19 protein-coding genes are annotated in these 19,925 nt (G+C 67.9%); 13 read left to right on the top strand and 6 right to left on the bottom strand.

Features of this window, described 5'->3' with window-relative positions; translation table 11 throughout:
• Positions 1-4 precede the first annotated feature (4 nt).
• Positions 5-1,189: an ROK family transcriptional regulator gene (locus ABFX18_RS13995; protein WP_090147360.1), complete on the bottom strand. Its 1,185-nt coding sequence runs from the start codon at positions 1,187-1,189 to the stop codon at positions 5-7.
• Positions 1,190-1,287: 98 nt separating this feature from the next.
• Here ABFX18_RS13995 and ABFX18_RS13990 point away from each other — a divergent pair, with 98 nt between their 5' ends.
• From ABFX18_RS13990 to ABFX18_RS13950, 9 genes are all read left to right on the top strand, one after another.
• A complete protein-coding gene (locus ABFX18_RS13990) occupies positions 1,288-2,388 on the top strand; it encodes a Gfo/Idh/MocA family protein (RefSeq protein WP_346058658.1) in 1,101 nt (366 codons plus the stop codon).
• Entirely contained in the window at positions 2,385-3,923 is a 1,539-nt protein-coding gene (locus ABFX18_RS13985; protein WP_346058657.1) for a sugar ABC transporter ATP-binding protein, read from the top strand. Before ABFX18_RS13990 ends, ABFX18_RS13985 begins: the two co-directional genes overlap by 4 nt.
• Positions 3,920-4,963 carry an ABC transporter permease gene (locus ABFX18_RS13980; protein WP_346058656.1) on the top strand — a complete coding sequence of 348 codons (1,044 nt, stop codon included), beginning with the start codon at positions 3,920-3,922 and terminating at the stop codon, positions 4,961-4,963. The genes ABFX18_RS13985 and ABFX18_RS13980 overlap by 4 nt, the downstream gene beginning before the upstream one ends.
• Positions 4,960-6,186, top strand: a complete 1,227-nt coding sequence (locus tag ABFX18_RS13975; RefSeq protein ID WP_211649908.1) for an ABC transporter permease — start codon at positions 4,960-4,962, stop codon at positions 6,184-6,186. Before ABFX18_RS13980 ends, ABFX18_RS13975 begins: the two co-directional genes overlap by 4 nt.
• Positions 6,183-7,400, top strand: coding sequence for a substrate-binding domain-containing protein (locus ABFX18_RS13970; RefSeq protein WP_336662684.1), 1,218 nt, complete (start codon positions 6,183-6,185; stop codon positions 7,398-7,400). Before ABFX18_RS13975 ends, ABFX18_RS13970 begins: the two co-directional genes overlap by 4 nt.
• A gap of 84 nt (positions 7,401-7,484) precedes the next feature.
• Positions 7,485-8,369, top strand: a complete 885-nt coding sequence (locus ABFX18_RS13965) for a sugar phosphate isomerase/epimerase family protein (RefSeq protein WP_346058655.1) — start codon at positions 7,485-7,487, stop codon at positions 8,367-8,369.
• Entirely contained in the window at positions 8,366-9,382 is a 1,017-nt protein-coding gene (locus ABFX18_RS13960) for a sugar phosphate isomerase/epimerase family protein (RefSeq protein ID WP_346058654.1), read from the top strand. The genes ABFX18_RS13965 and ABFX18_RS13960 overlap by 4 nt, the downstream gene beginning before the upstream one ends.
• Positions 9,383-9,551: 169 nt before the next feature.
• Positions 9,552-10,211 carry a TrmH family RNA methyltransferase gene (locus ABFX18_RS13955; RefSeq protein ID WP_346058653.1) on the top strand — a complete coding sequence of 220 codons (660 nt, stop codon included), beginning with the start codon at positions 9,552-9,554 and terminating at the stop codon, positions 10,209-10,211.
• A gap of 237 nt (positions 10,212-10,448) precedes the next feature.
• Entirely contained in the window at positions 10,449-10,955 is a 507-nt protein-coding gene (locus ABFX18_RS13950) for a hypothetical protein (protein ID WP_346058652.1), read from the top strand.
• Between the two features lie 21 nt (positions 10,956-10,976).
• On the opposite strand, the gene ABFX18_RS13945 is transcribed toward ABFX18_RS13950, so the two are convergent.
• From ABFX18_RS13945 to ABFX18_RS13935, 3 genes are read right to left on the bottom strand one after another with little or no spacing between them, the layout of a single operon-like run.
• Positions 10,977-11,702, bottom strand: a complete 726-nt coding sequence (locus tag ABFX18_RS13945; protein WP_090146332.1) for a GntR family transcriptional regulator — start codon at positions 11,700-11,702, stop codon at positions 10,977-10,979.
• Positions 11,703-11,716: 14 nt separating this feature from the next.
• Positions 11,717-12,520, bottom strand: coding sequence for a carbon-nitrogen hydrolase family protein (locus ABFX18_RS13940; RefSeq protein ID WP_346058651.1), 804 nt, complete (start codon positions 12,518-12,520; stop codon positions 11,717-11,719).
• Complete coding sequence (locus ABFX18_RS13935) at positions 12,520-13,161, bottom strand: RraA family protein (RefSeq protein ID WP_346058650.1); 642 nt, start codon at positions 13,159-13,161, stop codon at positions 12,520-12,522. Before ABFX18_RS13935 ends, ABFX18_RS13940 begins: the two co-directional genes overlap by 1 nt.
• Positions 13,162-13,541: 380 nt before the next feature.
• Here ABFX18_RS13935 and ABFX18_RS13930 point away from each other — a divergent pair, with 380 nt between their 5' ends.
• Genes ABFX18_RS13930 through ABFX18_RS13915 form a run of 4 tightly spaced genes read left to right on the top strand, consistent with a single transcriptional unit; the run spans position 13,542 to position 17,417 of the window.
• Complete coding sequence (locus ABFX18_RS13930; RefSeq protein WP_346058649.1) at positions 13,542-14,609, top strand: extracellular solute-binding protein; 1,068 nt, start codon at positions 13,542-13,544, stop codon at positions 14,607-14,609.
• A 2-nt stretch (positions 14,610-14,611) separates the two neighbouring features.
• Complete coding sequence (locus tag ABFX18_RS13925; protein ID WP_090146341.1) at positions 14,612-15,712, top strand: ABC transporter ATP-binding protein; 1,101 nt, start codon at positions 14,612-14,614, stop codon at positions 15,710-15,712.
• Positions 15,713-15,722: 10 nt separating this feature from the next.
• Complete coding sequence (locus ABFX18_RS13920) at positions 15,723-16,628, top strand: ABC transporter permease (RefSeq protein WP_200330354.1); 906 nt, start codon at positions 15,723-15,725, stop codon at positions 16,626-16,628.
• 6 nt (positions 16,629-16,634) lie between these two features.
• Positions 16,635-17,417, top strand: a complete 783-nt coding sequence (locus tag ABFX18_RS13915) for an ABC transporter permease (protein WP_090146343.1) — start codon at positions 16,635-16,637, stop codon at positions 17,415-17,417.
• 40 nt (positions 17,418-17,457) lie between these two features.
• Here the strand turns inward: ABFX18_RS13915 and solA are convergent, their stop codons facing one another.
• Together solA and ABFX18_RS13905 are read right to left on the bottom strand one after the other, a co-directional pair.
• Positions 17,458-18,642, bottom strand: a complete 1,185-nt coding sequence (solA, locus tag ABFX18_RS13910) for an N-methyl-L-tryptophan oxidase (protein WP_346058648.1) — start codon at positions 18,640-18,642, stop codon at positions 17,458-17,460.
• Between the two features lie 50 nt (positions 18,643-18,692).
• On the bottom strand, positions 18,693-19,850 hold the full coding sequence (locus ABFX18_RS13905) for an ornithine cyclodeaminase family protein (RefSeq protein WP_346058647.1): 1,158 nt from the start codon (positions 19,848-19,850) through the stop codon (positions 18,693-18,695).
• Positions 19,851-19,925: the final 75 nt, after the last annotated feature.

Genomic DNA, 19,925 nt, shown 5'->3' with positions numbered 1-19,925 from the left:
TTCGTTACCCGCCGAGGGCTGCGGTGATGCGTTCCGGTGCGAGTGCGGCGTCGATGGCGAGCTGCGCGGCGCCGTAGATCGCGGCGTTGCCGGCGGCGAGCGACGGCGCGATGGTGAGCTGCTCCGTGGAGAGCGGGATCGACCGCGCGTAGACGACCTCGCGCACGCCGGCGACGAGATGCTCTGCCGCCTGCGCCATGGTGCCGCCGATGACGATGGCCGAGGGGTTCATGATCGAGACGCACGCGGTCAGCACCTCTCCGATGTCGCGCCCCGCCTGCCGGATCAGCTGAATGGCGTGCACGTCGCCGGCTTTCGCGAGCGCGACCACCTCGCTCGGGCGGTGCAGGGGCGTCTCCTCGGTGCTCAGCTCGCGGGCGAGCGCGCGCCCCGAGGCGACGGCTTCGAGGCAGCCGCGGTTGCCGCACGGGCACGGCGTGTCTGCAGCCCGGGCGAGGGCGATGTGCCCGATATCGCCCGCAGCTCCGTTGGCTCCGCGGCGGAGTGATCCGCCCGAGACGATTCCGGCGCCGATTCCGCTCGCGACCTTCACGAAGATGAGGTCGGTGACCCCGTTCCACGATGTGGAGAGTTCACCGAGAGCCATGATGTTCACGTCATTGTCGACGAGCACGGGCGCGTCGATCCGGGCGCGGATGGCTGAGGGGATGTCGAATCGGTCCCATCCGGGCATGATGGGCGGATTGATCGGCCGCCCGGTCGAGAACTCGACGGGACCGGGGACGCCGATGCCGACTCCGGCGACCTGCGAAACGTCGTAGCCGAGGCTGGGGAGGAGCTCTTCGGCGGAGTCGAGGATCCAGTCGATCGCCGCCTCGGGGCCGGAGGAGATCTCTCGCGGTGTCGAGATCTCGGCGAGGAGTTCGCCGCGCAGGTCGGTGACCGCCACGCGGGCGTGCAGGGCGCCCAGGTCGGCTGCGAGCACGACGCGGGCGCGCGGGTTGAAGGCGAGCTGCGCCGAGGGCCGTCCACCGGTGGAGGCCGCGTCGGCGACGGGGGCGATGAGACCGAGGTCGATCAGCTGGTCGATGCGCTGGGCGACGGTGGGGCGTGACAGTCCGGTGAGTTGGGCGAGATTCGCCCGTGTGCGTGGCGCTCCGTCGCGGAACAGCTGCAGGAGCGCTCCGGCGGTCGAGGCTCCAGGTTCTGGGGGCGCAGATGGCACGATCACACTTTCAGTAAACCACAGGTCAAACTTGGGTAACGGTTTGATTACTTATGAAGAGTAGTTGACAAAAGTGGGGAGGTGGGAAACACAATAGTCACATGTCCCCGCAGACGATGGAGTCTCGCCGGGCACCGAGCGTAGGAATGCTCGGTGCCGGGTTCATGGCCCGCACACACACCCACGCCGCCCGGCTCACGGGCGCGCGCCTCGCGGCGCTCGCCGCCTCGAGTCGCCAGAGCTCCGAACGCGCCGCCGTCGCTCTGGGCTATGAGCGCCCGTCGAGCGCGGAGCAACTGCTGGCCGAGGCCCTCGACGTCGTGCACATCTGCACGCCGAATACGAGTCACCTCGAATTCGCGCGGGCCGCACTCCTCGCGGGCTCGCATGTGATCTGCGAGAAGCCGCTCGCGACGTCGGCCGCGGATGCCCGGGAACTCGTCGAACTCGCCGACTCGGAAGGCCGCGTCGGCGCCGTGCCGTTCGTGTACCGCTATCACTCGATGGTGCGCGAGGCGCGCGCCCGCATCGCCGGGGGAGCGCCGGGCGCCGTGGTCACCGTGTCCGGTCAGTACTTGCAGGACTGGCTGCTCGGCGCCCAAGACGACAACTGGCGGGTCGCCGCCGACGCCGGGGGCCCCTCGCGCGCATTCGCGGACATCGGATCGCACCTCGTCGACCTCGTGGAGTTCGTGAGCGGCGACCGCATCACGCGCCTCGTCGCCTCGACCCGCACCGTGCACGCGGAGCGCAACGGGCAGGAGGTGAGCACGGAGGACGCAGTCGCGCTGACGCTCGAGCTCGCCGGCGGCGGTATCGGTTCGCTGCTCGTCTCCCAGGTCGCGCCCGGGCGCAAGAACGGCCTCGTACTCGAGATCGCCGGTGCTGAGGAGAGCGTGCGCTTCGAGCAGGAGGATCCTGAACTGCTCTGGGTGGGGCGCCGCGATCAGTCGCTGCTGCTGCGACGCGACCCCGATACGCTCTCACCCGACGCCGCGCGGCTTTCGAATGTCCCAGCGGGTCACGCGCAGGGCTATCAGGACGCCTTCAACGCGTTCGTCGCCGACGCATACGCGGCCGTCGCGGGTGAACGGCCCGAGGGGCTTCCGACCTTCGCCGACGGATACCGCGCCGCGCAGATCACGGACGCCGTGCTCGCCTCCGCGCGCGAGGGTCGCTGGGTGGAGGTGGACGCCGCATGAGCGTGCACGAGGCACCAGCACCCGCGCCAACCGCCACCACCGGCGCACCGGTGCTTTCGGTGATCGACATCCGCAAGCAGTTCTTCGGCAACGAGGTGCTCCACGGCATCTCGCTCGATCTCGTGCCCGGCACCGTGCACGGGCTCGTGGGCGAGAACGGCGCCGGCAAGTCGACGCTCATGAAGATCGTCGCCGGCGTCTACCGGCGCGACGGAGGCGACGTGCGCCTCGACGGCGCGAGAGTCGACTTCGGGCACCCAGTCGAAGCGGCGGCCGCCGGTGTGGCGACGGTGTTCCAGGAGTTCAACCTCCTCTCCGACCGGTCGGTCGCGCAGAACGTCTTCCTCGGCCGCGAGCCCCGTCGCCACGGCCTCATCGACACCGCTGCCATGCGGCGCGCCACCGCTGACCTCCTCGACGATCTCGGCATCGCCGGAATCGACCCGGGCTCGCAGGTGGGGAGCCTGACGGTCGCCGAGCAGCAGATCGTGGAGATCGTGAAGGCGCTCTCGGTCGACGCGCGGGTCATCTCGATGGACGAGCCGACTGCGGCGCTCGCAGACCACGAAGTCGCGATCCTCTACCGAGTGATTCGACGGCTTCGCGATCGAGGCGTCGCGATCCTGTACGTCTCCCACCGGCTCAAGGAGATCTTCGATCTCTGCGACACCATCACCGTGATGAAGGACGGCTCGCTGGTGTCGAGCGACCCCGTCGGGGCGCTGGATCAGCCGACGCTCGTGCGACGCATGGTGGGGCGCCCGATCAGCGCCTACTTCCCTGATCCGGTGCCGGGCACGGCGCCCGGCGAGGTCGTCGTGCACGTGCGCGACGGGGGCAACACGCAACTCGACGGCATCGATCTCGATGTGCGTGCGGGGGAAGTCGTCGGGCTCTCGGGTCTCCAGGGCTCGGGTCGCACGGAACTCGTCGAAGCGATCTTCGGAGCGGCCCCGTTCACCCGCGGCACGCTCAAGATCGCCGGGTCCGCCCGCGCCATCCGCTCCCCGCGCCAGGCCGTGCGGTTGGGTATCGCCCTCGTCACCGAGGATCGGAAGCGCACCGGTCTCGCACTGAATCAGTCGATCCTCGACAACGCACTGCTCGCGATCCGCAGCGTCTTCCCGCGCCGGACGCGCCGAGAACGCGCCACGATTCCCGGCGTGTTCGAGTCGCTCGAACTCGTGAGCCGCGGCCCGAACCAGGAGGTGCAGGCGCTGTCGGGAGGCAACCAGCAGAAGGTCGTACTCGCGAAGTGGCTGGCCACCGAACCCCGTGTGGTGCTGCTCGACGAACCGACCCGCGGTATCGATGTCGGCGCGAAGGTCGCCGTGTACCGTCTCATCCGCGACCTGGCGAAGCGCGGGGTGGCGATCCTGCTCGTGTCGAGTGAACTCCCGGAGGTGATCGGCATGGCCGATCGAATTCTCGTGATGCGCGACGGTCGCATCGCCGGCGAGCTGCCGGCCGGCTCGTCAGAGGAAACCGTGCTGGCGCTCGCGACCGGCGCCGTCGAAGCGGGAGGTGCGGCATGAGCATCGCACTCCCCGCGCGCCTCAAGCGCCTCGACACCACCGCGATCGTCTACATCGCTCTGATCGTCGTGCTCGTGCTGAGCGCGATTCTCGTCTCCACCGTCGGTCGCAACCTCTTCAGCCCGGGGAGCATCCGCGACATCCTCACCGGCATGAGCGTGCTCGGGTTCGTCGCGATCGGGCAGACCCTCGTGATCCTCGGCGGATCGCTCGACCTCTCCGTGCCCTACGTGGTCAGCCTGACGAGCCTCATCGCGGCGCAGACCATGAACGGCGAGACCGGCATGGTGCTGCCGGGCGTGCTGCTCGCGCTCGCCGTCGCTGCGCTCGTCGGGCTCGCCAACGGCATGATCGTCACCTTCCTGAACGTGCACGGCTTCGTCACGACGCTCGGCGTCGGCCTCATGCTCAAGGGGTATCTCGACACCAACTACCAGGGCACGGCCGGTGAAGTGCCCTGGGCGTTCCAGCTCTTCGGCGCCACGGGGGTCGGCCCCGTGCCCGTCTCCACTATCGTGATGCTCGCACTCGCCGGCCTCGTCGCATTCATGCTCGCGCGCAGCGGCTTCGGGCACCACCTGTTCGCGGTGGGAGGCAACTCGGAGGTCGCCCGACTGTCGGGCGTGCGCACGCGCCGACCGCTGATCTGGGCGCACGTGCTGTGCTCGGTCTTCGCCGGGATCGCCGGTCTGCTGCTCGCCAGTCGTCTCGGCGTCGGCAGCCCGACCGTGGGCGTCCAGGGCGGCTACGATCTGCTCTCCATCGCGGCCGTGGTCCTGGGCGGCACCCTGCTCGCCGGCGGACGCGGATCGATCTGGGGCACCATCGGCGGGGTCGCGATCTTCGCGGTACTCGACAACCTCATGAGCGTCCTGCAGGTGAACCCGTTCCTGAAAGACGTGGTGCGCGGCGCAGTCATCGTCGTCGCGGTCGCGATCTACTCGCGTCGCCGACTCGTCGCCCGTCGTGAGCGCTTCACGCGATCCGGGGAGGCAGCGCCAGTGCCGGCCGATGTCACCGTAGAAGGGGGATCGCGATGAGCGCCACCGATCCGAGCGTCACCCGCCCCGTCGATACTCCGGCCGCAGCCCCCGCTCCCGGTGGACTGGCCCGCTTCGCGCGCGCCGCCATCAGCCCGCGCGGCGCGGTCTACCTGCTGCTGCTCGTGCTGCTCGTCGCCGTGGCGATCCTGAACCCGTCGTTCGCGGAACCCGGTCAGCTCGTCCGCTACATCCAGCGCGTCGCTCCCATCGCGCTCGTCGCGATCGGCCAGTACTTCGTCATCGTCAGCGGTGAGTTCGACCTCTCGCAGGGGTCGCTCGTCACCACCCAGGTCGTCCTCGCGGGCACGCTCATCGGGCAGGACGACGCGAAGGTGATTCCGGTGCTGCTCCTGCTGATCGTGCTCGGCGCGGTCGTCGGCATCGTGAACGGGCTCGTCACCACCTTCCTGAAGGTGCCGTCGTTCATCGTCACGCTCGGCATGATGCTCGTGCTCTACGGCGGAGTGATGTGGTGGACCGGCGGGGCGGCGACGGGCAACCCGGCCGACTCGTTCCGGCAGGTCGGCCGCGGCGGCATCGAGGGGCTCCCCGTCATCGGGCTGCTGCCCTGGGCCGTGCTGGTGCTCGCGGCGGTCGTCGCCGTCGCGGCCTGGCTCTCCCGCCGTCCCTTCGGCCGCACGCTCGTGGCGATCGGCGACAACTCGGCTGCCGGCGTCTTCGCCGGGGCTTCGGTGTGGCGCACCAAGACGGCCGCGTTCGTCATCTCATCGCTCTGCGCCACGGTCGCCGGCGTCCTGCTCGTCGGCTACGCCGGAGTGCACCCCTCGGTCGGTCGCGGCTACGAGTTCATCGCGATCACCGCGGTCGTGCTCGGCGGCGTCGTCCTCGGCGGCGGGCGCGGATCGGTGTGGGGGGCGCTCGCCGGCGCCTTCGCCCTGGAGACGCTGTTCACGCTGCTGAACTTCACGTCCGTGCCGTCGACGATGCGCGACGCCATCCAGGGAGCGATCATCATCGCCGCCGTCGCGTACTCGGGCGCCGCGTTCCGCGCACGCCGCAAGCGGCCGACATCGGGCCTCGGGGCGGTGGCCGACGCCGGCGCCCCCGGTCCGGTCGTCGACGCGGACGCAGGTGCCTCCGCCGGCACTCACGAACCTCCCGGAACCTCCGGGATAGATCCGACGGGGAGCACCCCGTCACCCGATCCCGCCGGCACCGCTGCCGTGCGGGGCGAACAGAAGAAGGAGAACCGATCATGAAACGATCGCTGAGCATTACGGCGAGCCTCGTCGGTGCGGCATCGCTGATCCTGCTCGCGGGGTGCACCACCGATCCGTCGGTGGAGAACTCCGCTGAAGAAGCACCTGCCGAGACCTCTGAATCGACCGACTCGACCGAGTGGTTCGACCAGGAGCTCTTCGACAAGCAGGACGAGGAACGCGGCGTGACCCCGGAAGGGCCGGAAGACGAGCCTTACCTCCAGATGATCAACGCCGAGATGAAGGACACGTCCGACTTCGCGTCCGACGGGGCGAAGAAGGTGTGCTTCGCGAACGCCTCGATCTCGAACCCGTGGCGCCAGACCGGCTGGATCACGATGAACGAGCAGCTGAAGGTGCTGCAGGAGTCTGGCGCGATCTCCGAGATGGAGACCCGCGACGCCAAGGACAGCGACGACACCCAGATCGCCGACATCGACTACTTCATCGCGGAGGGCAACTGCGACGGCTTCATCATCTCGCCGAACTCGACCGCGGCGATGACGCCGGCCGTCGAACGCGCCTGCGAGACCGGGAAGCCCGTCGTGGTGTTCGACCGCGGCGTCGAGACCGACTGCGCGGTCACGTTCATCCACCCCATTGGCGGATTCGCCTGGGGTATCGACACCGCCGAGTTCTTGATCGACAACCTTGAAGAGGGCGACAAGGTGATCGCGCTCCGCATTCTGCCCGGCGTCGACGTACTCGAGCAGCGCTGGGCCGGCGCCGAGAAGCTCTTCGAGGAGGCCGGAATCGAAGCGGTCGACTACTTCTCGGGCGGCGACCCCGCCGAGATCAAGAAGATCATCTCCGATGAGCTCGCCAAGGGCGACGTGCAGGGCGTCTGGATGGACGCCGGCGACGGTGCGGTCGCTGCGATCGAGGCGTTCGAGGATGCCGGCAAGGAGTACCCCGTGATGACGGGCGAGGACGAGCTGAGCTTCCTGCGCAAGTGGAAGGACACCGGCCTCACCGCTCTCGCGCCCGTGTACTCGAACTTCCAGTGGCGCACGCCGCTGCTCGCGCTCGAGAAGATCTTCGACGGCGAAGAGGTGCCGGCCGAGTGGGTGCTGCCGCAGAGCCCGATCACCGACGCTGACCTCGACGAGTTCCTCGAGCTCAACGAGGGCATGCCCGATGGGCACTACGCGAAGTTCGGCGGCGAGAACCTGCCGGGCTACCCGAAGGTCTGGCAGGATCGCCAGATCCCGTAAGCGGGTGCGACGCCGGAGGGAGCGGGGACGAACCGCGCTCCCTCCGGCGCATCCCGTCGACCGATCGCTCAGGAGAGGAGCATCATGCGGAGAACCCTCGGCGTGAACACGTGGGTGTGGACCTCGCCGCTCGGAGACGCATCGCTGCTGAGGATCGCGGAACGCGCCCGCGGCATCGGGTACGAGCTGCTCGAGTTGCCCGTCGAGTCGCCGGGGGACTGGTCGCCGGAGTTGGCGGCCGAACGCCTGGGAGCGCTCGGCATGGGCGCGCGCGTCGTCGGGGCGATGGGAGCGGGGCGCGATCTGCTCGACGACACGTTTCGGGCGTCGACGCAGGCCTACCTGCGGCACTGCGTCGATGTCGCCGTCGCGGTCGGATCGCCGACGGTCGCCGGGCCCTTCACCGCTCGCACCGGCCGCGTCTGGCGGATGGGCGCCGACGAGCGCGCGGCAGCGATCCGAGTGCTCCGCGAAGCCCTTCGGCCGGTCGCCGCGTATGCGGCGGAGTGCGGGGTGACGCTCGCGATCGAACCGCTCAACCGGTACGAGACGAGTCTCATCAACACGGTCACGCAAGCGCTCGATGTGCTCGACCCGCTGCTGGGCTCCGCTGAGGCAGGGGCGTCCGGCATCGCGCTCGCACTGGACGCCTACCACCTGAACATCGAGGAGCGCTCGCCGTCGGCAGCCATCCGCGCGGCCGGCGCGCACCTCGCCGTGGTGCAGGTCTGCGGCAACGATCGAGGCCCGGCCGGCCCCGATCACACGGACTGGGGGGCCTTCTTCGACGCGCTCGACGACGTCGGGTACACCGGCCCGCTCACGCTCGAGAGCTTCACCGGGGACAACGACACGATCGCGACCGCAGCGTCGATCTGGCGACCGCTCGCCGAGTCGCAGGACGCGCTCGCGCGCATCACCTACGATTTCCTCACCGACCACCAGCTGCAAAGGAGCGGCCGTCTATGAGCCACGAAGCAACGCACCCCGTCACCCTCTTCACCGGGCAGTGGGCGGACCTGCCGTTCGAGGAGGTCGCACGCCTCGCCTCTGAGTGGGGCTACGACGGGCTCGAGATCGCCGCCTCCGGCGATCACCTCGACCTCGCCCGCGCCGACGAGGATGACGCGTACCTGCAGTCCCGGCTCGACACGCTCGACCGGCACGGGCTCAAGGTCTGGGCGATCTCGAACCACCTCGCGGGGCAGGCCGTCTGCGACGATCCCATCGACTTCCGGCACGAGGCCATCGTGCGCCCCTACGTATGGGGCGACGGCGACCCGGAGGGTGTGCGGCAGCGCGCAGCCGCCGACATGCAGCGCTCCGCCCGCGTCGCCCGCAAACTCGGCGCCGACGTGGTGACGGGGTTCACCGGGTCGAAGATCTGGCCGTACGTCGCGATGTTCCCGCCCGTGCCCGCATCGGTGATCGACGAGGGGTACGAGGACTTCGCGCGGCGGTGGACACCGATCCTCGATGTGTTCGACGGGGAGGGCGTACGGTTCGCGCACGAGGTGCACCCCTCTGAGATCGCGTACGACTACTGGACGACGGTGCGCGCGCTCGAAGCCATCGACCACCATCCGGCGTTCGGGCTCAACTGGGACCCCAGCCACCTCGTGTGGCAGGGTGTCGACCCGATCGGGTTCATCGTCGACTTCGCGGATCGCATCTGCCACGTCGATTGCAAGGACACGCGGGTGCGCCCCCAGACCGGCCGCTCCGGCATTCTCGGATCGCATCTGCCGTGGGGCGACCCGAGGCGCGGCTGGGACTTCGTCTCGACCGGGCGAGGCGACACCCACTGGGAGGACGGGTTCCGCGCACTCGACAGCATCGGCTACACCGGGCCGATCTCGATCGAGTGGGAAGACGCGGGCATGGACCGCCTGCATGGCGCGGCGGAGGCGATCGAGCGGATCCGCTCCCTGCTCTGGAAGCGCCCGACGGCTTCGTTCGACGCCGCCTTCTCCCACCAGTAGGCGCGGCGCCGCGCTGCGCCGCGCTGCGCCGCGCCACCTTCGTCCGCCTCCGCCTCCGCCTTCCTTGGAGCGGGGTCACTTCGGGAGCGTGTCGGCGTCGGTCCCGTTTGCGACACCCTCCCGAAGTGACCCCGCTCGCAGAAGGGCCCGCGCGTGGGAGAATCTACGCGTGAACGACGCAGCGCCCCTGGCCAACCCGACACCCGAGCGCTCGACCTCCGGGGTCGGGCCGTGGCCGGGAGGGCGCGACGCCTGGCCGACCGGAGCGCAGTACGACGCTGAACTCCTCGAGCATGGCGACACGCGCAACGTGGTCGACCGCTACCGGTACTGGAACATGGCCGCGATCGTCGCCGACCTCGATGAGCATCGTCATCCCTTCCACGTCGCCATCGAGAACTGGCAGCACGACATGAACATCGGGTCCATCGTGCGCAGCGCGAACGCGTTCGCTGCCGACACCGTGCACATCGTGGGTCGCCGCCGTTGGAACAAGCGCGGCGCGATGGTGACCGACCGGTACCAGCACGTGGAGCACCGCGAAGACGTGACCGCGCTCGTCGCCTGGGCGCGGGGCGAGGGGATCCCGATCATCGCGATCGACAACGTACCCGGCTGCGTGCCGATGGAGACCTTCGACTGGCCGGAGCGCTGCGTGATGCTCTTCGGTCAGGAGGGACCGGGCCTGACCGTGGAGGCGATCGCGGCGGCCGACGCCGTCGTCGAGATCACCCAGTACGGGTCGACGCGCTCGATCAACGCGTCGGCCGCTGCGGCGGTGTCGATGTACAGCTGGGTGCAGCAGCACTCCCCGCTCCGCCCGCGCTGACGGCGGCCAGCGCTCGCCCGCGCTCGCCCGCTCTGCTCGCGCTCGGCATCAACCCTCGGTTTCGCGGAAGTAGGCGCGCACGCGACGGTTCAAACCGCGGACGATGGCGGCGCCCGTGCGTAAAAACGCTCCTGCCGAGGCTGAAAGGTCGACATCTCGCACATGCGTTCGGCCGCGCGCGGAAGGCTCGGAGCTGCGAGCATGCATGCCGCCGAGACGAAAGAGGGTGCGATCAGTATGAATTGGCCGAGCTGGATGGGAGACCTTCCGACATGGGTGACAGCGGCCGCCGTGGTGTTCGCTGCGGGGTCCTACAACCTCGATCGCGCCCGCCAGCGTGCCGACGCAGAGCGTGACGCTCGAGAGCAAGCAAGCCGACTTTCGGCGTGGGTGGTCATTGACCCGGACGAGCGGAAACGCACGTACGGCGTGATTCTCGACAATTGCTCGGGATCCGCGTTCCGCGATGTCAGTGTGGTTGTCCGAATGTTCGACGCAGTGATCGATAGGCCGATTCGACTCGTCATGCTGCCGCCGGGGCGATACTTCGTCGAGCTGAGCAAGGACTCGACGACGTACACGTGGAAGTTCGCTGCGGAAGTGCCGAGTCACACGGGCGATCGTCTCCGCCCCATCATGCAATCGGCGAAGTATCAGGTCCATGCATTGGAGTTCACGGACACTCGCGAGCAGCGCTGGCGCCGAGATGAATCATTCGTGCTGTCGAGAGCGCGAGAGAACTGAGCGGAGAGCGCGACCTCAGCCCTAGTTCCGGAAGATGCCCGATACCTCAGGGAGGCTTCCGACAAGATGCGACTCGAGCAGAGCGGTGGCCGTGTCGAGATCGAACTGCTCGATGGCCTGTGCGATCTCGAGGTGCTGTTCGACAGCCGAGCATCGCCGTGAGGGCACGGCCTGGAACATGGCGATGCCGATCCTCACCTGGCGATCGTGAATGGAGTTGTAGAGCTGGGCGAACTCGGTGTTTCCGGTCGCCTGCACGAGCGTCCAGTGAAACTCCTTGTCGGTGACCACCATGTCGACGATGCGTTCGGGGTCGTCCTCGAGAATCGCTCGCTGTTCTTCGATGAGGTGGAACAGGCGACCGGCGATGGGCACGCGGTGGTCGCAGACCCACTTCACCCCGTGTCCCTCGAGCACGACGCGAGTCATGGCCTGTTCCTGGATGGCGCGGAGGGTGATCTCGGGTACGAGGGCGCCGCGGTGCGGGATGAGGGTGAGGAGCTGCTCGGACTGCAGGCGGGAGAACGCCTCCCGCACCGGAGTGCGGGAGACGCCTGTCGCCACTGCGATCTCGTTCTCGGTGATGACGGTCTGCGGAGCGAGCTCGAGCGTGATGATGAGGTTCTTCAGGTATCCGTAGGCGTAGTCCGCAGCTTTGATGCCGGGGGGCCGCACCCCCGGCGGCAGCGGTGCCTTCACCGACCAGCCGCCGAACCGGGCGTGCGATACATCCGGGATGAGCTGCATGCGTAGATCGTAGCTCAGGCCAGAGGGCCCACGGTGAAGCGCCGATTCTCGAGGCACGGATTGGTGCGGCGCACCTGCGCAACGCGGTCGGAGCTGACCACTGCCGTCGCGAACGTCTCGGTCTCCTCGCCCGCTGAGGCGCGCGTGATTCCGAGGGGGTCGATGATCTGACTCTGGCCCGTGCAATGCGGGCCGGTCTGGCCCGCCGCGGCGACGTACGTGGTGTTCTCGATCGCCCGCGCCCGCAGCAGCGACTCCCAGTGCAGTTCCTTCATCGGCCCGACGGCCCAGGCGGCTGGGTAGACGAGCACGTCGGCGCCGTGATCGACGAGCCATCGCGCCATCTCCGGGAAGCGCAGGTCGTAGCAGGTCGCCGCGCCGACGGTGATGCCGTTCACGTCGAAGACGAGAGGCGAGTCCGCGCTCGCCGCCGTCACCGAATCGGATTCCCGGTACCCGAAGGCGTCGTACAGGTGGATCTTGCGATACACGCCCTCCAATTCTCCGGTCGGCGAGATGTGCACGAGCGTGTTGTACGGGTGCGTGCCAGCGTTCGTCTCCGTGAGCCCGGCGACGACGTGCGTGCTGCCGGCGGCGGCCGCGCTGCGCAGGGCGGTGACGAAGTCTCCGTCGAGGGATTCCGAGTACCCCTCGTCGGGGCGCTCCTTCGTCGGATCGGAGTACATCGCATTCTCGGGGATCACGACGAGGTCTGAGTGCGGGGCCGCCTGTTCGATCAGGGAGACCGAGAGATCGCGGTTTCGGGCGACGTCGAGCGTGGCGGAGAATTGGGCGACGGTGAGGCGGAACTCGTTCATCAGGCTGCCCCGCTCGTCTGGAAGTACTGAGCCGCACCGCTCCACTCGGAGAGTTTGAGGCCGGCGGTGATCTCGGCCTTCTTCGCAGGCTCGGCGCCTTCTTTGCCGCGCAAGTCGGTGACGATGTCGTCGATCTCGTCCTCGGTGAGCACGGCGATGCCGTCGGAGTCGGCGAAGATCGCGTCGCCCGGTCTGATGACGACGCCGCCGACGGTGATCGGCACGTTGATGGCGCCTTCGATGCCGAGGATCCGGGTGGTGCGTGCGGAGACGCCGCGCGAGTAGACCGGGAGCCCGAGTTCGAGGACCTCGTCGAAATCGTTCATCGCACCTGCCAGGATCACGCCTTCTGCTCCGCGGGTCTTCGCCGTGAAGGCGACCATTCCGCCGAAGCTCGAGCGCTCGTCACCCGATTGCTCGACGACCAGCACGTCGCCGGGGCGCAGGTGATCTGCTGCGACGTGCAGCGCGCTGGAATCCATGTGGGGGAGTCGCACGGTCACTGCCGTGCCGGCGAACTGGATGGGGCGCCGGTTCGGTGTCAGCCCGCGCACGAAACCGAAGTCGCGCAGGTGGCCGAGCGTCGACGTCTGTACGGTGAGGAGCGACTGTCGCCGCTCTTCGGAGATCTGCTGGGGCATGGGGAGGAATTGGAACACGGGTTCGTGCCTTTCCGGTGCGGGTTCCGCGAGGGTTCGCACACCTCTTCGTGTGGGATCGTGCAGAGCTGACCAGGCCTGTCGCACGGATTGTGTACGTGTTGTATACACGTGCTATGCACCGTAGCAGGCGGAATGCGACAACGGAAGACCGATCCCTATCGCCTCGGAGAAACCCCAGGTTAGATCCTAGAAAAATGCGCGCACGGGCGATGGGGCGCCGCGTGCTTCGTGCGCAAAGCGTTACCAAATCGCACCTTGCGCGATCCTGAGCCGCCGCGTATCGTCGCTCAGGACCAGGCTTGTCGACATGGGTGCAAGAGGCGGGGAAGACCCGCATCGGACTTCAAAGGAGAAGCACCATGTCACACAAGACCGCGCTCGGCGTCTCAGCCGTGATGATCACCGCGCTCGCGCTCACGGGCTGCAGCGGCTCGGGAGGCGGCTCGGGATCGTCGAACCCGGATGCCGTCGAGATCAATGTGCTCGGCTACGCCGCGCTCTTCGAGGATCAGTACACCACCGCTGTGATCGACGAATTCAACGCTTCGCAAGACGACATCGTCGTGAACTTCGTCCCGGCTCAGCACAGCGCTGAGATGCTCGGCAAGCTCCGCAGCGAATCAGCGAGCCCGACGGTCGACCTCGCCATCATGGACGCCTCGGTGGCGCACACCGGCAACCAGGAGGGGCTGTTCTCGAAGGTCTCGGCGGACGATGTTCCGAACATCGCCAATGTGGTCGATCTCGGGCAGAGCGCCGACGGCTTCGGCCCTGCCCTCACATTCGACAACCTCGTGGTGCTCTACAACACCGCCGAGGTGAAGACGCCCCCGAACGGCATCGAGGATCTCTGGGACGCTCCGGAGAACTCGGTGTCGATTCCCGCGCCGCCGGATATCCAGGGGCACACGCTGACCATCCTCACGGCGAACAACCTGGGAGACGATTACCAGGAGAACATCGAGCCGGCGATCGAGAAGCTCTCGGAGCTCGCGCCACTCGTGAACACCTGGGAGCCCGTGCCCGACGTGTACCAGCCGGTGATCTCGGGAACGTCGCAGTACGGCGTCGGCTGGAACGCCCGCGCGCAGTACTTCGCCGACGACTCCGATGGTGCGATGGGCGTGGTCCAGCCCGACGACGGAATCGGGTTCCAGATCAACACGATCAATCTCGTCGAGGGAACGGAGAACGCGGACGCGGCTCGGGAGTTCATGGATTACGCGCTCTCGAAGGAAGCGCAGGAGTCATTCGCCGAGGCGTTGTTCTACGCGCCCGTCGTCTCGGACGCCGAGGTGCCGGAGGCCATCACCGATCGGGTCGCCGACTCGGCTGATCCGAATATCGTCGACATCGACTGGATCTGGCTCGCCGATGAGCGCGACGCGTGGACCGAGCAGTGGCGACGCAACGTCATCGGGGGTTGATCATGACGGAGCAGCTCGATCCGGAGTACCTGTCGATCCGCAACCTGCAGAAGACCTATCCGAAGACCACCGCGCCAGCGGTGAACGATGTGAACCTCGACGTGCAGCAGGGCGACCTCGTCGCCCTGCTGGGCCCCTCCGGCTGCGGCAAGACGACGACACTGCGTATGGTCGCCGGGCTCCTCGAGCCCACCTCGGGGGAGATCTACGTCAATGGGAAGGACGTCGTCTCCACTCCGGTGCACAAGCGCGGCATGGGCATGGTGTTCCAGTCGTACGCGCTGTTCCCGCACCTCACGGTGGAGGAGAACGTCGCGTTCGGACTGCAGATGCACAAGGTGCCGCGCGCCCAGGTCGCGCCGCGCACGGCCGAAGCGCTCGAGAACGTGCAGCTCGGGCATCTCAAGGCGCGCAAGCCGGCCGAGCTCTCGGGAGGCCAGCAGCAGCGTGTCGCGCTCGCCCGAGCGCTCGTGATCCACCCGACGCTGCTGCTGCTCGATGAGCCGCTCTCGAATCTCGACGCGAAGCTGCGGGAGGCGATGCGCCGGGAGATCCGCAACATTCAGCAGGAGTCGGGAACCACGACGCTGTTCGTGACGCACGATCAGGATGAGGCGCTCGACATGGCGGATCGCATCGCCATTCTCAACAACGGTGTGATCGAGCAGTACGACCGTCCGACGGCGATCTACGAGAGCCCGGCGACGAAGTTCGTGGCGAACTTCGTCGGCAAGGCGAATTTCTTGGAGGTCGGCTCGGTGTCGGGCGGATCGGGCGGGAGCTATCAGGTGCAATCCGACCTGTTCGGGAGCTTCGCCGTGGCGGGTGCCAGCGGGATCACGGGCGAGGCTTCGCTCGTGGTGCGCCCGCACCGGGTCTCCGTCGAGGCGGGCGGCGACCGCATGGGGACGCTGCCCACGGCTCGGGCGCGGGTCATCGCATCGAGTTACACGGGCAACGTGCGCAGCTACGACCTGCGGCTGGACGGCGGGCAGGTGATGCGCGCCGACAAGCTCAGCTCGCCGCAGGACGAGTTGCGCATCGGCGACGAGGCGTACGTCTCGTTCGAACCGGGCGACGCGCATCTCGTGCCGGAAGGGTGAGGTGAGTCCGATGACTGCAACGCACACCAACACCGAGCTCATCAGCGTCGGCATGAAGTCGAACCGGGCGCGCAACCGTTCCCGGCTCTCCGCCTACGGACTCGTGCTTCCCGGAGTGATCGGGCTCTTCGTGAGCTTCCTGGTGCCCCTGTTCGTGATGATCCGCATGTCTCTCAACGAGAACGGATCCGGCGGCCAGCTCATCGAGACCTTCACCGTCGCGTCCTATGGAAAGGCGCTCTCCGATCCCTTCTACTGGGAGGTCGTCGGCAACACGCTGATGCTCGGGCTCGTCTGCGGGCTCGCCGCCGTGGTGCTCTCCTACCCGATCGCGCTGTTCCTCACGCGCACGACGTCCCGCTGGAAGGGCGTGCTGATCGCACTCGCCATCGCACCGCTCCTCACGTCTGCGGTGGCACGAACCTTCGGGTGGATGGCCATTCTCGGCGATCAGGGGGTCATCAACGCGGCCCTCATGAACATGGGGCTCCTCAGCTCGCCGCTTCGGTTGAGCAACAACTTCCTCGGCACCTCGATCGCCCTGGTGGAGATTCTCATGCCCTACGCGATTCTCGCGATGATCTCGGGTTTCGGGCGCATCAACAGCTCGCTCGAAGAGGCCGCCGGATCGCTTGGCGCGTCAAAGGTCAAGGTGTTCCTGCGAGTGACGCTTCCGCTGTCGCTCCCCGGCGTGTTCACCGGGTTCCTGCTTGTCTTCGTGCTCGCGGTGAGCTCCTTCGTCACCCCGAAGCTGCTCGGCGGCGGACGCGTGTTCATCCTCGCGACCGAGGTGTACAGCGAGGCGACGCAGACGCTCAACTGGCCGTTGGCTTCGGCCCTCTCGGTCATTCTGCTCGTGGTGTTCGGCGCGATCGTCGCCGTGTATCAACGACTCATCAAGCGATTCGAAGGGTGATGCGCCATGGCTAAAATTCTCAACCGGATCATCGTGACGATCGTGTACCTGTTCCTGCTCGCCCCGATCATCGCGGTCGTCATCATCTCGTTCAACGATTCGAAGAGCCTCGCGATCGAGTTCGGCGCACCGTCGTTCGAGTGGTACCAGAGCATTCTCGAGAACACCGATCTGATGGACGGCGCCCGCGTCAGCCTCATCACCGCGGTGATCACTGCGGTGGTCGTGCTGCTGCTCGGCGTGCCCGTCGCGCTCGCGATCGCCCGGTACGAGTTTCCCGGCAAGGCCGCGGTGTCGGGGTTCTTCCTCTCGCCGCTGCTCGTGCCCGGCGTGGTGCTCGGCCTCGGGCTGCTGCTGGTGTTCCAGCCGGTCGGTCTCGTGGGGACGTATCCGGGCATCGTGCTCGCCCACTTCGGGGTGACCGTGCCCTATGTGATCCGCACGACGCTCTCGAGTCTGACGACGAGCGACATGCGATGCGAGGAGGCGGCTCGAGTGCACGGTGCGAACTCCTTCACCACGTTCCGGCGGGTGACGCTTCCGATCATCGCTCCCGGCATTCTCGCGGGCGGCGTGATGGCGTTCATCATCTCATTCGACGAGGCGGTCATCTCGCTGTTCGTCGCCGGATCGGGCCATACGACGCTGCCGGTCGAGATGTTCCGATACCTGCAGTACCGCTCGGACCCGGGCCTCGCCGCACTGTCGGCGATCCTCATCGCACTGTCGGTGGTCATCGTGCTCATCATCGAGCGCGCCGTCGGATTGAGGAAGGTGGTGAACTCCTAGCGGCGGGTGGGCACTGACGCTCGGGCGCAGGCCTGCGCGGTCAGTGCCCGCCGCCGGTGTAGGGGCCGGTCACCGCGAGCCGCTCGAGGTGCGCGGGGACGGCGAAGCGCGGATCCCACCCCGTCACCGCGTCGAGGTCGTCGCCGGCGGCGAGCTGCGCCGCCCATTCGCCGAGCTGCGGTGAGAACTTGAAGCCGTGGCCCGAGAGTCCGGTCACGGTGACCACCCGGCCGCTCGCGCTGCGGTCGACGACGGGCAAGCGGTCAGGGGTGTACGCGCAGTGGTGCACGCTCTGCCGCACCGGCTCAGGGTTGATGCCGGGGAAGAGTTCGGAGGCGCGCTGGCCGATCTTGATGAGCTCGGCGCGCGTGTGCGACACGGGCACGTCGTCGACGTCGCGGAACACCGGCCACTCCGGGTTCGTGCACGCTTTGAAGGAGTAGCCGTCGAAGCTCGGCGCCCCGAAGAAGTGGATCGGCCCGGCATCGCGCAAGAAGGCGGGGAACCGCTCTGGCACGAACTGCTCGGGGTGCCGCGGCATGAACCAGGTGAGGCCGAGCACCTGCAGGCGCAGCAGATCGTTCAGCTCCGGAGAGAGGCGCGTCGACCAGGATCCCGAGGCGACGACCACCGTGCGCGCGAGCCAGGCGCCCTGCGTCGTGCGCACCACGACGCCGCTGCCGCGCTCTTCGAGCTCGAGCACCGGGGTGTTGAAGTGCAGTTCGGCGCCGTTCGCCTCGGCGAGGTCGAGCGCCGACATCACGGCGACCTCCGGGCGCAGGCCGCCGCCGTGCTCGTCGAGGAGTGCGACGTCTCCGTCGGCGATGCGGTGCTGCGGGTACTGGGCGCGCAGGTCTTCCGTGCTGAGGAGGCGGTGCGGAATGTCGAATTGCCGTACGGTGCCGATCGCCGTCTCGAGATCGGGGAAGCCCTCGGGGGCGATGCTCAGGCAGCCCACCTCGGCGTAGATGTCGCGGCCCGATTCCCGCTCCAGCTCGCGCCAGAGCTCGCGCGAGCGTTGGATCATGCCGACGTAGGTGCCGCCCTCGTGCACGGCGGTGCGGAAGACGCGGGATTCGCCTGCGTAGGAGCCGTGCGGGTGCACGGGCCCGTACTGCTCGATGCCGACGACCGTGAGGCCTTCGCGCTTGCTGAGCTGCCAGAGGGCCATCGAGCCGACAGTGCCGGCGCCGATGACGATCACGTCTGCGTGCTGAAGTTCCATGAGTCCTCTATCTCCTGTGGTGTCGTGGCTCGTGCGGTGTCGCGGGTCGCCTAAGCGAGTGCCGGAGTGTTCCAGAGGTTCAGCTTCGTGCCGATTCCGTCGCGCACGGCATTGCGGTAGACCTGCGTCGCCCAGGCGACGTCTTCGACGGGCATGCCGCCCACCGAGTAGATGAAGATCTCGTCGTCGTCGGTACGGCCGGGGGTGATCCCGCGGATGATCTCGCCAACGTCTTCGAACTGCTCTGGCGCCATCCGGCCGTCGCGCACGCGGTCGACGAGATGGATGCCCCAGATGCCGACCGTCTCATGGGCGGGTTCCGGCAGTTCCTCGGCCCACGCCTGGTAGATCTTCCGAGCGTCGGCGACGTGGCGCGAGCGCTGTACGAGCGACTCCTCGACGGCGAGATGCGCCGAGCAGCAGACGAAGGCGCCGGGCTTCACCCATTCGTCGCGAACGAGGGGGTAGTGCTCCGAACCCGACTGACTGGGCACTGCGATGCTCACGATGTCGGATCCGCGCACGGCGGCTTCGAAGCTGTCGACCTGCTCGATGGTGAGCTGCGGAAACTTCTCGGTGGCCCAGGCGATGAAGGTGTCGATGCCGCCCTGGCTCCGGCCGAAGACGCGCACCGTGTCGATGCCGGGTCGCACGGCGAGAAACGACTCGAGCGAGGTCCGGTTCATCGGGCCGGGCCCCACGATGCCGACCACCCGGGCGTCGTCGCGGGCGAGGTAGCGTGCTCCGACGCCGGGAATCGCGCCCGTGCGGTACGCGCTCAGCAGGTTCGCCGACATGATCGCGAGCGGCGCGCCCGTGTCCTTGTCGCTGAGCGTGAACATCAGGATCGAGCGCGGCAGACCGCGCTCCTTGTTCGCCACATTCGACCCGTACCACTTGCATCCGGCCGCCTGGTAGTCGCCGCCCAGGTAGGCGGGCATCGCCATGAAGCGGCGATCCGGCCCGTCCACTGGCATCCCGGGGAAGCTCTCGTGCTCAGGGAAGAAGATCTGCGCGCCGTGCGAGTTGTTCTCGGTGCCGGCCATCCGGTAGTCGCCCGCCGCGAAGAGGCCGAGCATGTCTGACATCGTGTCGACGCAGGCGGGCATGTCGGTGACCCCGGCGCGGATCATGTCGGGTTCGCTGAGGTACAGGAAGTCGATGCGGGTGTCGTTCGCGGTGTCACTGGTGGTCTGGGGCTGCGGCACGTCGGTGTGTCCCTTCGATCGTTCCCGGCTGCGGTGCTCGGGATGGTCTGAGCGTGCAGACTCGGGTCGGGTGGG

The organism is Leucobacter alluvii, from assembly GCF_039530485.1.
Taxonomy (GTDB): domain Bacteria; phylum Actinomycetota; class Actinomycetes; order Actinomycetales; family Microbacteriaceae; genus Leucobacter; species Leucobacter alluvii.
This window is presented reverse-complemented; position numbering and strand designations above follow the sequence as displayed.

What these genes read in the sequence shown, in the direction of transcription:
- ABFX18_RS13990 (WP_346058658.1), top strand. Translation starts at nt 1,288, where the DNA reads ATGTCCCCGCAGACGATGGAGTCTCGCCGGGCACCGAGCGTAGGAATG.
- ABFX18_RS13985 (WP_346058657.1), top strand. Translation starts at nt 2,385, where the DNA reads ATGAGCGTGCACGAGGCACCAGCACCCGCGCCAACCGCCACCACCGGC.
- ABFX18_RS13980 (WP_346058656.1), top strand. Translation starts at nt 3,920, where the DNA reads ATGAGCATCGCACTCCCCGCGCGCCTCAAGCGCCTCGACACCACCGCG.
- ABFX18_RS13975 (WP_211649908.1), top strand. Translation starts at nt 4,960, where the DNA reads ATGAGCGCCACCGATCCGAGCGTCACCCGCCCCGTCGATACTCCGGCC.
- ABFX18_RS13970 (WP_336662684.1), top strand. Translation starts at nt 6,183, where the DNA reads ATGAAACGATCGCTGAGCATTACGGCGAGCCTCGTCGGTGCGGCATCG.
- ABFX18_RS13965 (WP_346058655.1), top strand. Translation starts at nt 7,485, where the DNA reads ATGCGGAGAACCCTCGGCGTGAACACGTGGGTGTGGACCTCGCCGCTC.
- ABFX18_RS13960 (WP_346058654.1), top strand. Translation starts at nt 8,366, where the DNA reads ATGAGCCACGAAGCAACGCACCCCGTCACCCTCTTCACCGGGCAGTGG.
- ABFX18_RS13950 (WP_346058652.1), top strand. Translation starts at nt 10,449, where the DNA reads ATGAATTGGCCGAGCTGGATGGGAGACCTTCCGACATGGGTGACAGCG.
- ABFX18_RS13945 (WP_090146332.1), bottom strand. Translation starts at nt 11,702, where the DNA reads ATGCAGCTCATCCCGGATGTATCGCACGCCCGGTTCGGCGGCTGGTCG.
- ABFX18_RS13940 (WP_346058651.1), bottom strand. Translation starts at nt 12,520, where the DNA reads ATGAACGAGTTCCGCCTCACCGTCGCCCAATTCTCCGCCACGCTCGAC.
- ABFX18_RS13935 (WP_346058650.1), bottom strand. Translation starts at nt 13,161, where the DNA reads ATGCCCCAGCAGATCTCCGAAGAGCGGCGACAGTCGCTCCTCACCGTA.
- ABFX18_RS13930 (WP_346058649.1), top strand. Translation starts at nt 13,542, where the DNA reads ATGTCACACAAGACCGCGCTCGGCGTCTCAGCCGTGATGATCACCGCG.
- ABFX18_RS13925 (WP_090146341.1), top strand. Translation starts at nt 14,612, where the DNA reads ATGACGGAGCAGCTCGATCCGGAGTACCTGTCGATCCGCAACCTGCAG.
- ABFX18_RS13920 (WP_200330354.1), top strand. Translation starts at nt 15,723, where the DNA reads ATGACTGCAACGCACACCAACACCGAGCTCATCAGCGTCGGCATGAAG.
- ABFX18_RS13915 (WP_090146343.1), top strand. Translation starts at nt 16,635, where the DNA reads ATGGCTAAAATTCTCAACCGGATCATCGTGACGATCGTGTACCTGTTC.
- solA (WP_346058648.1), bottom strand. Translation starts at nt 18,642, where the DNA reads ATGGAACTTCAGCACGCAGACGTGATCGTCATCGGCGCCGGCACTGTC.